The 12,467-nt window shown below is 40.4% G+C and carries 10 protein-coding genes; 8 read left to right on the forward strand and 2 right to left on the reverse strand.

The genetic code is table 11. From position 1 onward, the window contains the following. The first annotated feature begins 123 nt into the window (after positions 1-123). On the forward strand, positions 124-825 hold the full coding sequence (gene hutC, locus AC2INI_RS19070; protein ID WP_486306037.1) for a histidine utilization repressor: 702 nt from the start codon (positions 124-126) through the stop codon (positions 823-825). Between the two features lie 55 nt (positions 826-880). On the opposite strand, the gene AC2INI_RS19075 is transcribed toward hutC, so the two are convergent. Then, a complete protein-coding gene (locus tag AC2INI_RS19075) occupies positions 881-2,311 on the reverse strand; it encodes a pyridoxal phosphate-dependent decarboxylase family protein (RefSeq protein ID WP_486306038.1) in 1,431 nt (476 codons plus the stop codon). Between the two features lie 259 nt (positions 2,312-2,570). On the opposite strand from AC2INI_RS19075, the gene hutI reads away from it, so the two are divergent. From hutI to AC2INI_RS19110, 7 genes are all read left to right on the forward strand, one after another. After that, complete coding sequence (gene hutI, locus AC2INI_RS19080) at positions 2,571-3,812, forward strand: imidazolonepropionase (RefSeq protein ID WP_486306039.1); 1,242 nt, start codon at positions 2,571-2,573, stop codon at positions 3,810-3,812. Further along, on the forward strand, positions 3,802-4,833 hold the full coding sequence (gene hutG, locus AC2INI_RS19085; RefSeq protein WP_486306040.1) for a formimidoylglutamase: 1,032 nt from the start codon (positions 3,802-3,804) through the stop codon (positions 4,831-4,833). Before hutI ends, hutG begins: the two co-directional genes overlap by 11 nt. 42 nt (positions 4,834-4,875) lie before the next feature. Further along, complete coding sequence (hutU, locus tag AC2INI_RS19090) at positions 4,876-6,564, forward strand: urocanate hydratase (protein WP_122033519.1); 1,689 nt, start codon at positions 4,876-4,878, stop codon at positions 6,562-6,564. Positions 6,565-6,666: 102 nt separating this feature from the next. Beyond that, entirely contained in the window at positions 6,667-8,199 is a 1,533-nt protein-coding gene (hutH, locus tag AC2INI_RS19095; protein WP_486306041.1) for a histidine ammonia-lyase, read from the forward strand. 163 nt (positions 8,200-8,362) lie between these two features. Then, positions 8,363-9,679 (forward strand): MATE family efflux transporter, encoded by a 1,317-nt coding sequence (locus AC2INI_RS19100; RefSeq protein WP_486306042.1) that lies wholly within the window; start codon positions 8,363-8,365, stop codon positions 9,677-9,679. Between the two features lie 9 nt (positions 9,680-9,688). Next, positions 9,689-9,934, forward strand: coding sequence for a DUF2164 domain-containing protein (locus AC2INI_RS19105; protein ID WP_486306043.1), 246 nt, complete (start codon positions 9,689-9,691; stop codon positions 9,932-9,934). A gap of 187 nt (positions 9,935-10,121) precedes the next feature. Beyond that, positions 10,122-11,750, forward strand: coding sequence for a methyl-accepting chemotaxis protein (locus AC2INI_RS19110; protein WP_486306044.1), 1,629 nt, complete (start codon positions 10,122-10,124; stop codon positions 11,748-11,750). A gap of 77 nt (positions 11,751-11,827) precedes the next feature. On the opposite strand, the gene copI is transcribed toward AC2INI_RS19110, so the two are convergent. Continuing rightward, positions 11,828-12,388 (reverse strand): copper-resistant cuproprotein CopI, encoded by a 561-nt coding sequence (copI, locus tag AC2INI_RS19115; protein ID WP_486306045.1) that lies wholly within the window; start codon positions 12,386-12,388, stop codon positions 11,828-11,830. Between the last annotated feature and the right edge of the window lie 79 nt (positions 12,389-12,467).

Here is a 12,467-nt window from a genome sequence, read left to right on the forward strand (position 1 = left end):
ATTCTAGTTTTCATCTACTTATCGTTAGCTAGTCCGTATAAATAGCACTGTATTGATTAATTTACTTGCAACTCAGACTAAAAATTGCTTTTATTTGTATAGTCAATTGAAAAAGCGAATCCTATGTCACAACCACGCTATCTACAGATTAAGCAATATCTTAATGAAAAGATTCAAACACGTACTTGGCCTGTCGGGTATAAAATTCCAACAGAGATCGAGCTGGCTGATGAATTTTCAGTAAGTCGCATGACAGCAAACAAAGCAATTAAAGAATTAGTCACTGATGGACTACTCAAACGAACACCGCGCTTAGGAACTTTTGTTTGCCATAAAAAAGCCGAATCACCTTTAATGGAAATTCGCAATATCGCGGTTGAGGTACGTCAGCGAGGTCATCAGTACAGTAGTAAAGTGATCAAAAAAGAAGAAGTTATTGCTAGAGATAATGTTGCGCTAAAAATTGGAGTTCGTAACGAAACGGCTGTCTACTTTACTCAAATTGTTCATTACGAAAATGACGTTCCCATTCAATTAGAAGAACGCTGGGTTAATCCATTATTTGTGACCGATTATTTAAAACAAGATTTTAGTATTCAAACACCCAATGAATACTTAGTTCAAATTTGTCCTTTAAGTGATATTGAACATTCTGTTGAAGCCATCATCCCAAATAACCATGTTTCGGACCTTTTAAGTATGGATAATAAAACGCCCTGCTTATTACTTAATAGACGTACTTGGAGTGAAAACAAATTAATTAGCGTTGCTCTTTTATATCATCCTGGTGACCGATATAAGCTAACCTCACGTAGTAAAGTATAAATAGATTATGAACAAGTTAGAAAAAGCGCTGAATTTCTCAGCGCTTTTTATTAAACTAGATTAATGCTTTTTCAATATTATATGCTTGAATTATTTTATCCGCAGACATAATAATATCTTCTTCTGATGTATGGTAATTAAGTACAGAGAATAGCATTGTTTTCAAACCTTTATAGCCAGAAGTTGATGGGTAAAGATAGCCTTCCTCTTGTAGACGGTGTACTACACGATCAGTAATTTCATTTCTATAATCATCATCACCAATACCAAATTGAGCAGAAAATCGGTTAGAAACCACATCGTTCAAAATAGTAATCCCTTCAACTTCAGAAAGAATCTCTGCCATTTGTTTAGCTAAGTCACTGCAATTATCTAAATGTTTAACAATCCCTTCTTTGCCTAACGATTTAAATGCCGCGTATACAGGTAATCCACGAGCACGTCTTGATGCTGAAATACCAAAGTTAATTGCATTTCTATCTGGTTTTTCCATCGCGTCATTTAGATAATCTCCCATGTTGCTTCCCCCCATTGCTGAGGTAATTTTTGCAGGATCTTTCACAATTACCATGCCGCAATCATATGGCATATTAAACCATTTATGTCCGTCAGTATCGATTGAATCTGCTCTTTCAATACCTTTTAATAAGTGTTTTTGTTTATCACTTGCCGCAGCCCAAAGACCAATTGCGCCATCCACATGTAGCCAAGCATTTTGATGATTAGCAACCGCATCTGCAATATCATCAAACGGGTCAAAAGCCCCAGAATCGATACAACCAGCCTGTGCACAAACCAGTGTTGGTCCATCACATTCAGCTAAAACACGACTTAATTCACTAGGAATAATACGTAAGTTCTTATCTGTTGGTACCTTAATAATATCTTCAATACCTAGGCCAATCATTGATAATGCACGCTTGATCGTTGAATGGATCTGATCACTTGTTACCACCGTAATACGAGGAGAACCATACAACCCTTTAGTAGCAACATCCCAATCTTCTTTATCTAAAAGAGAGTTTCGAGCGGTAATCAATGAGGTATAAATTGCCTCCTGAGCACCTGATGTAAAACCAACAGCAGAGCCTTTGGTAAGCCCTAACAACTCAACCATCCATTCAGCGGCTGTCTCTTCAGCTACTGCCATTGCAGGGCTTGAAACATAATATGGCACATTTTGATCCCAAGCACTTACTAGCCAATCAGCAGCAAGCGATGCAGGAAAAGTTCCACCTATTGCATATCCAAAAAAGCGTGGACCTCCAGAAGCAATAAGGCCTGCATCTAAGGCCGCCGCCATTTCATCAATCACTTTCTCGGGTGCAGATGTATGAAGTGGTAATTCCCCTCCAATTAAATTGCGTAAATCTTGCGATGTAACTTCTTTAGCTACAGGTCGATCATCTAAAGACTCTAGGCATGAAACTGAGTGTGCAAATGAACGTTCAAGTGATGCGCGATAATCTTTAAAGTGATGTGTCATTGTTATTACTCTTTCTGGATTAATTTAGGTCTAATATACCGATTAAATTAATATTAAATTGCCATTTGATGACACCATGCAAAAAGACATATTAACCATAGCCGATGTGAAGGGTAAGCTTGGTTTTACCTCAATTTTAGACATAAAAAGAGCCTGAAATTAATTTTTGATCACAACTTTATTACATACCACCTTGTATTTTATTTCAAAAAAGACTATTTATTTGTATATACATATTAACTCTATTGAGGTTGTTACCATGGACAGAGTCTTTACCAATCTGAATCTTGTTACATTAAAGGCTAATTCGCCCAACACAAATGACGGCTATCGAGTAATCGAAAACGTTATGATCGGCGTGGCCAATGGCAAGATTGGATATGTCGGTAAATCTTACTCTGATATTTTACATGGCCATCCTGATGTCACTGATTGTGCGAATGCTTTAGTCACTCCTGGCTTAATTGATTGCCACACTCACCTTGTTTTTGCAGGTAATCGAGCTAATGAATTTGAGCAACGGTTACAAGGCGTACCTTACGAAGAAATAGCTAAACAAGGGGGGGGGATTTTATCTACCGTCTATGCCACTCGTGGAGCTACAGAAGATGAGCTTTATCATTTAGCATTACAACGCTTAGAAGGCTTAAAACGTGACGGTGTCACTACAGTGGAGATTAAATCAGGCTATGGCTTAACGCTTGATGATGAAATCAAAATGCTTAGAGTAGCCAAACGCATTGCTGAATTACCAGATATAAAAGTCTCTGCCACTCTGCTTGCTGCTCATGCCCTTCCTCCCGAATATAAAGATTGTCCTGATGATTACATTCGCTTAATTTGTGACACCATTATTCCTCACGTTGCCAAACAAAAATTGGCGGATCATGTTGATGTTTTCTGTGAAGGGATTGGGTTTTCGATTACGCAGTGTGAGCGGGTATTCAATGCTGCATTAGAGCACGGTCTAAAAATCAAAGGCCATACTGAGCAGTTATCGAATCTTGGCGGCAGTGCATTAGCCGCTTCAATGGGCGCCTCTTCGGTTGATCATATTGAATACCTTGATGAAGATGGGGTCAAAGCATTAGCACAGAATAATACCGTAGCAACTCTTTTACCTGGTGCCTTTTATTTCTTGCGAGAAACCAAACTCCCACCGATTGAATTGCTGCGTAAACATCAAGTTCCAATGGCCATTGCCACTGATTTCAACCCCGGTACGTCACCTATAGCTTCGCTTCGAACCATGATGAATATGGCTTGCACTTTATTTAAATTAACACCTGAAGAATCCTTACGGGGCGTAACTTGCAATGCTGCTCAAGCTCTTGGATTGCAAGCCTCACGCGGAACGATTGAAGTGGGTATGGATGCTGATTTTGCACTTTGGCAATTGGACTCTCCTGCTGAACTCTCCTATCGATTAGGCGTTCCCGATCTTATTGCACGGGTGGTTGATGGTAACGTTTTTTATAGTAAGGACACTTATGAAAAATAATACCTTAATAGACATGACAAGTTGGACAGGCAGACTTGATCTTGAAGATGGTGAACTCGGTTTACGTTGGCATCAAAAAATTACAGCAGCAACGAGTTCAAGCACAGACGGGATCATGTTGCTTGGTTTTGCTTGTGATGAAGGTGTTTATCGTAACAAAGGTCGTATTGGTGCTTATTCTGCTCCACAAATCATTCGACGCGCCTTAGCCAATTTAGCTTGGCATCATAATAAAGCCGTTTTTGATGGGGGCGATGTCTACTGTGATGATGCAGAACTTGAAATAGCACAGCATCAACTTGGTGATAATGTTGAACATGCCCTTGCTAACCACAACCAAGTGATTGTTTTTGGTGGCGGTCATGAAATTGCGTGGGGTTCCTTTCAAGGCATTGCGCGTCATTTAAAAAATATAGCTGAATCAAACCAACAAAAAACGCCACCACGCATTGGTATTATTAACTTTGATGCACATTTTGATCTACGAAATCCACCACAAAAAGAACACTTATCTGAAGTCTCATCAGAACAGCAGCTTGGCAGCTCAGGCACTCCTTTTCATCAAATCGCTCAATATTGTAAAACGAATGGGTGGCCATTTAATTACGCCTGCTTAGGATTAAACCGAGGCAGTAATACTCAAGCTCTTTACCAAAAAGCGGGTGATCTGGGCGTGCTTTATTTTGATGATACAGAAATGACGCACGCTAATTTTCCGACAATCCAACGGGGTTTATCCAATTTTATTGACCAAAATGACTACCTTTATCTCACGATAGATATCGATGTTTTTCCTGCATCAACGGCTCCCGGAGTGAGCGCACCTGCTGTTCGTGGGGTTTCGCTTGAGATCATTGAGCCTCTAATCTGTCATATTTTAAAGGCTAAAAATCATCACGGTAAGTCTAAATTACTCTTAGCTGATATGGCTGAATTTAACCCTAATTTTGATATTGATAATCAAACAGCACGCTTAGCAGCAAGGCTCGCTTGGACCATTACTCATGGAATGAAAGCGTAATGCTTTTATTTTTAGATCTATTAACTCGCAAGGAGAGCAACAATGACACATGCATCGCCATCTAACCCTAGATTGGATGAGACTCGTACTATTATTGCCCCAACAGGTACAACACTCACCGCGAAATCTTGGCTAACCGAAGCCCCACTTCGTATGTTAATGAATAACTTACATCCTGATGTAGCAGAGCACCCTCATGCTCTGGTTGTGTATGGTGGTATTGGTCGTGCTGCACGAAATTGGCAATGCTACGACAAAATTGTAGAGGTGCTGACTCGCCTTGAAGACGATGAAACCTTAATGGTGCAATCAGGAAAGCCTGTTGGTGTGTTTAAAACTCACACTAATGCACCACGCGTATTAATTGCCAATTCCAACTTGGTTCCTCACTGGGCGAATTGGGAACACTTTAACGAATTAGATAAGCAAGGTTTGATGATGTACGGTCAAATGACGGCTGGTAGTTGGATCTACATTGGATCTCAAGGCATCGTTCAAGGGACTTATGAAACCTTTGTTGCAATGGCAAAGCAACATTTTGATGGTAAGGCTCAAGGGCGCTGGGTTCTTACTGGTGGACTTGGAGGTATGGGTGGCGCACAACCTCTTGCCGCAACGATGGCTGGTTTTTCAATGCTTGCGGTTGAATGTGATGAGTCGCGTATCGATTATCGTCTCCGTACTGGCTATGTTGATCGTAAAGCCACCACATTAGATGAAGCTCTTGCCATTATTGAAGACGCAAAACAGACAGCAACACAAATCTCAGTAGGTTTACTAGGAAATGCCGCTGATGTTTATGCAGAAATTGTTCAACGCGGCATTGTGCCTGATGTAACAACCGATCAAACCTCTGCACACGATCCTCTCAACGGCTATCTTCCGCAAGGTTGGTCAATGGAACATGCTGTTGAAATGCGTTTAGAAGATGAATCAGTAGTCGTATCAGCGGCTAAAAAATCAATGGCAATTCAAGTTCAAGCCATGCTGGATTTACAAAAATCAGGCTCTGCAACTGTCGATTACGGTAATAATATTCGTCAAATGGCCTTAGAAGAAGGTATCGCTAATGCCTTTGATTTTCCGGGTTTTGTACCTGCTTATATTCGTCCGCTATTTTGTGAAGGGATTGGTCCTTTCCGTTGGGCTGCCCTTTCTGGCGATCCAGAAGATATCTATAAAACCGATCAAAAAGTAAAAGAACTCATTCCTGATAATCCACATCTGCACAACTGGCTTGATATGGCGCGAGAACGTATTCAATTCCAAGGATTACCTGCACGAATTTGTTGGGTTGGTTTAAAAGATCGTGCACGTCTCGGTAAAGCCTTTAATGAAATGGTAAAAAATGGAGAACTAAAAGCACCGATTGTCATTGGTCGAGATCATCTTGATTCAGGCTCGGTTGCCAGTCCAAACCGTGAAACCGAAGGCATGATGGATGGATCTGACGCGGTATCTGATTGGCCACTATTAAATGCCCTATTAAATACAGCTTCGGGCGCGACTTGGGTATCTCTGCATCACGGCGGTGGTGTGGGTATGGGGTTCTCTCAACATTCAGGCATGGTGATTGTGTGTGATGGCAGTGATGATGCGGCAGAGCGTGTTGGTCGAGTACTTCACAATGATCCTGCTACCGGCGTCATGCGTCATGCGGATGCGGGTTATGACATCGCGATTAATTGCGCCAAGAAGCAAGGCTTGGATTTGCCTATGCTACCAGAATAAAACCAACAGACATAAACTCTACATTTCAATTTTAAAAATAATTATAAAGAATACCAACCTAGCGACACGAGTTGGTATCACAACCATAACGAGAAACGAACTATGTATTCATTAGAAATTATTCCAGGCAAGTTATCTCTAAAACAATTACGTGAAGTTAGCCGCCATCCTACTCAGCTATCATTAAGTCCAGATGCATTGCCCGATATGCTGACCAGTGCCGAAGTGGTTGCTCAAGTGATCCGTGAAGATAAAACCGTCTATGGCATTAACACTGGTTTTGGTCTGTTGGCAAACACTCGAATTGCTGAAGAAGATTTAGAAACTCTACAGCGTAGTATTGTTCTCTCCCATGCTGCTGGCATCGGTGAGTTCATGAATGATGCCACTGTGCGCTTAATGATTGTACTTAAAGTAAACAGTCTTTCACGTGGTTATTCTGGTATTCGCCCATCCGTCGTTAATGCATTAATACAATTGGTCAATTCAGAGGTTTATCCGTGCATTCCTAAAAAAGGATCTGTGGGTGCTTCTGGTGATCTTGCTCCTTTAGCGCACATGAGTACCGTTTTACTAGGCGAAGGGGAAGCTCGTTATAAAGGCGAAGTGATTTCAGGACTAAAAGCCTTAGAAATAGCAGGATTAGAGCCAATAACACTCGCACCAAAAGAAGGATTAGCACTTCTCAACGGAACTCAGGCCTCTACTGCCTTTGCTTTAGAAGGCTTATTTGCGGCTGAAGATCTTTATGCTGCAGCCACCGTATGTGGTGCCATGTCTGTAGAAGCCGCACTTGGCAGCCGTAAGCCGTTTGATCCACGAATTCACCGTGTGCGTGGCCATCGTAGTCAAATGGATGCCGCTTTAGGTTATCGTCATTTATTAGATCAAAACAGTGAGATCGGTCTTTCTCATCAATGCTGTGAACGAGTACAAGACCCCTATTCATTACGTTGCCAGCCCCAAGTGATGGGCGCTTGCTTACAGCAAATAAGAAATTCGGCAGACACACTAGAAGTAGAAGCCAACTCAGTGTCAGATAATCCTTTAGTCTTTGCTGATGATGGTGACATTATCTCTGGTGGTAATTTCCATGCAGAACCTGTTGCTATGGCAGCAGATAACCTTGCTCTCGCCATTGCCGAAATAGGCAGTTTATCAGAGCGTAGAATGGCGCTTCTTATCGACAGCGGCTTAAGTAAACTTCCTCCATTCTTAGTTGATAATGGCGGAGTAAACTCGGGCTTTATGATTGCTCAGGTTACCGCGGCTGCACTAGCTAGTGAAAACAAAAGTCTTGCTCATCCAGCCTCTGTTGATAGCTTACCGACGTCTGCAAATCAAGAAGATCACGTATCAATGGCTACCTTTGCCGGCCGTCGCCTAGGGGATATGGCGGAGAATACGCGTGGAATATTAGCCGTAGAGCTATTGGCATCAGCACAAGGTCTAGACTTTAGATCACCAAATAAGAGTTCAGAACGTATTGAAGAAGCCAAGAGCATACTTCGTGAGCGTGTCGATTTTTATGATAAAGACCGCTATTTTGCACTAGACATAGCTAAAGCAAATACCTTATTACTTGAAGCAAAATACAATGCGCTAATGCCTGAGTCCTTACTTCCTAGTATCTAAAAACGTAGAAAATCCTCAAAAAACATAGCCGTAATTTCTTTATTCATGATTAAGAAAATGCGGCTATGACATAAAGTCTTCCTCTATTCTCACTCATGCCTTTGAGTCTTGCTCTATAATCAGTACAATGGCCGACCAATACTTTTAGAGCACCCTTTTAATCATGCCAAGTCCTTCTCTCTCAAAACAGCTTTTTCAAATGACATGGCCAATGATGTTTGGTGTTCTTTCTCTAATGAGCTTTCAATTAGTTGATAGTGCCTTTATCGGCCAACTAGGAATACTTCCTCTTGCTGCTCAAGGGTTTACCATGCCATTACAGATGGTCATTATTGGTTTGCAAGTTGGATTAGGCATTGCGACAACCGCTGTAATCGCACGAGTATTAGGCGCTCAACAAATAAAAAAAGCCAAGCAGCTTGCCGGATTAGTTCTCTCGCTGGGCGCGGCAATGGTATTCATCATGTGTCTACTCATTTGGTTCTCTCGAGGTTTATTGCTTGACCTACTAGGCGCAGAAGCCAATGTATTTACCATAATCGATAGTTATTGGCCAGTATGGTTAGCAAGTTGCTGGGCAGGAGCTATGATCTATTTTGCTTACAGTGTGTGTCGTGCCAACGGTGATACTAAACTACCGGGCTTAATGATGATGGCGACCAGTATCCTAAATATGATCCTTGACCCTATTTTCATCTTTCAATTTAACTTAGGCTTAAACGGTGCAGCTTGGGCGACGATAGTCTCGTTCACTATTGGTTTTTGTATCATTCTTCCCCCTATTTTTAAACGTCATTGGATCTCTTTTTCATGGCACGATCTCAATATCCTGCAATCCATTAAAGAGCTAAACGCAGTAATGGCCCCTGCAATGATGAGCCAACTTCTGCCACCCCTCTCTTCTATGATGGCAACGAAAATTATCGCCGGTTTTGGAGCAGCTGCCGTTGCCGGTTGGGCGATGGCCTCTCGTATCGAATTTTTTGCTATTGTCGTTGTACTTGCACTTACCATGTCGATTCCGCCAATGGTTGGGAGAATGTTAGGGGCTAAACAGTTCGACGAGATTCAAAAGCTAATCAAAATCGCGGCTAAATTTGTTCTCTGTTGGCAGATTGGTCTTGCGATCCTTCTGTTTATTATTGCCAAACCACTCGCAAGCCTGCTAAGTACCGATAGCAATGTCATTGATGTTATTTACCATTATTTATTATGGGTTCCTATCAGCCTTGGCTCTTTAGGTATTTGCATGTTAATGGTGTCAACCTGCAACGCTCTTGGTGTGTCTATGCGCGCATTAGTGATTTCAATTCTTCGTCTATTTATCTGTTTCTTACCCATGATATGGATAGGTTCAAATTTATTTGGCTTGTATGGCATCTTTATGGGAGCACTTGTGGGTAATAGTTTCGCAGGGTTCATGGCATGGGTTATGTATAATCAAGCCATTAGTAAGATCCAAACAGATAATCAAAATTAAGGGAATACAATGAGCACAATTACTATACCTAAAAACAAACGTGACGAGCTTGTGCAAAAGTTCCAAGACTATTTTGAACAAGAATTAGAGACAGAACTTGGTCAATTTGATGGTGAATTCTTATTAGATTTTATAATTAAGCAAGCGGGTCCGGTTTTTTATAATCAAGGATTGACTGATGCTCAAACGATTATTGAGCGAAAAACACAAGATATTGCCGATGAAATATATGAAATCGAAATGCCTGAAAGCTAAACCCTCCGCTTTGTTCCAATAAATTTATTTTAAAACAATAATGTAACTGATAAATATATATTCAACGACAAAGTTAGTTACATTAACTTACATTTACCATCGACAAAACTGTGACAAACGTCTAAAATTTAAGAAATCATAAAATCACATGTAGATTAACCATTTTCTTAAAAACGAGAGAGCTTTGATGCAATTTTCATTAAAAAATACGTCTATTCGTATTCAAATACTATTACCTGTCCTCCTTACTGCCTTAGCTTTATTTGTTGCGCTAGGTTTTACCGCTTCTATTTTAGAAAAAGAACAAAATATCATAGCCAGTAATACTGATTCATTTGTCTTTTATAAAGATCAACTGGCTGAGATTGACGATATTGTCTACCCATTGCGTATAGGAGCTGTTTACGCAATTTATGATACTAGCCGCCGTGACAGTTTCACTTCTAAATTAAGAAATAAAGTTCGTGAAATAACGGTTCTATTAGACGAACTAGAAGCAAGAAAAACATTTGCTCGTGAAGTCAACCAAGTTCGTGATAACGTCAATGCTTATGTTCAGTTCTCTCACAAAGTTGTTGAATACTTAAATAAGAAAGAGAGTGGCTTAGCCGTAAATGAAAGTTACGAAGCATTAATCTCGCAATACCGTGACATTGGTAATAGCATGGTTTCTTCTATCAACTCTCTGTCTCAACAAGTGAATAAATTCTCTGATATTGCGATGAGTGAAAGTTATGAGAAAAACACTCAAGTTAAGGTTAATGCTGGCTTAACTATATTGGCTGTATTTATCATTTCAATGGTCACGGCATGGTGGCTATCTGGCCTTATCGTTACGCCTATTAAACACATTCAATTAATCATTCGTCGTTTGGCTGAAGGTGACTTAACCGTTCGTGCTGACGCTGATGGTGATAATGAAGTTGCAGAGTTAGGCAAAGATATCAATGGCACCACAATTCAACTCCAAACAACAGTAGAAGCGTTATCTCGCATTAGTGAAGATGTGGCAGCAGCCTCAACAGAACTTGCTGCAGTAATGACTGAATCAGAAACAAATTCACAAAAAGAATTAAGCGAAATAGAACAAGTTGCTTCTGCTGTTAATGAGCTATCAAGTACTGCAGATAACGTGAGTGATAATGCGCTATCTGCCGATCAAACCGCTCGTAATACTAATGATCTTGCTCGTTCTGGTTTAGACATTTTTACTCAAAGTAACCAAGCAAGCGAAGACATGGCAAACGCTCTAACTGATGCCGCTGTTGTGGTTAATCGCTTAAAAGAGCAATCAGAGCAGATCAATAACGTGGTTGAAGTGATCCGTGGTGTTTCAGAGCAAACTAACCTGCTTGCACTAAATGCTGCAATTGAAGCGGCTCGTGCAGGTGAATCTGGTCGTGGATTTGCGGTGGTTGCTGATGAAGTTCGTCTACTCGCTGCTCGTACTCAAGAGTCAACCAAAGAGATTCAAACCATTATTGAATCACTGCAAGAACAGTCAGGTTTAGCTAATGACAGTATGCAAACGAGTCTTGATAAACTTGAATTAAATAAAGAGTTAACCGCAAAAGCGGGAGATGCGTTGGTCAGCATCACTGAATCAATTACTGCGATTAATGACATGAACACTCAAGTTGCTACCGCAGCAGAAGAGCAGTCTCAAGTAACTCAAGATATTAATCGTAACGTGGTAAACATGTCTGAACTTGTAAATCAAAACGTAACTGGTATTAGCCAAAGTGCGAGTGCAAGTAATGAATTATCTCGATTAGCTGAACAACAAAAAGAGCAACTGGCGTTCTTTAAGTTGTAATTTCTAGATAAAGTGTTGATATAAATAAAGCGGTAAGGCCACCCACCTTACCGCTTTTTCATATCATCTAATTAGCATTATAACGTTACTTTTTTTACCATCCCTGCTTCTGCATGTCCTGGGATATTACAAGCAAACTCTACGTTATTATCACCATGGAAATGCCATGTAATTTGTTTTGCTTTACCAGGTTGAACGGTTACGGTACTGCCACTGTCATGTGCATGACCCGATGTCATTTTTTTCATCATTTCGCGATGTTCTAACTGCTCAGTTTCATTACCAATCGCAAACTCATGATCAATCTTACCTGTATTCATTATCACAAATTGAACGATGTCGTTTGGTTCAATATTCACTTCTTTTTTGAATGTGATTTTCATATCATCAGATAAGATAACGTGTACAACTTTGTTTGGTTTCATACCAGTTGCTGGCATACCTACTGCATTCATATCCTTCATAGACATGCCTTCCATCTTACTCATATCCATGTCTTTCATTTTTGAATGGTCCATTTGATTCATGTCCATCCCTTTCATATCCATTGAACCATGATCCATTTTACTGTGGTCCATCTCTGCCATTGCTGAGCTTGCTACTAATGATAATGCAATTGCTAATACTGTCTTTTTCATTTTATTTTCCTTTTTAGATATTTATTAATGGGCTTATTACTTAGAACAATAAGCCATTGATATTTTTAGGTTAAGTTAA

The organism is Aliivibrio friggae, from assembly GCF_057368515.1.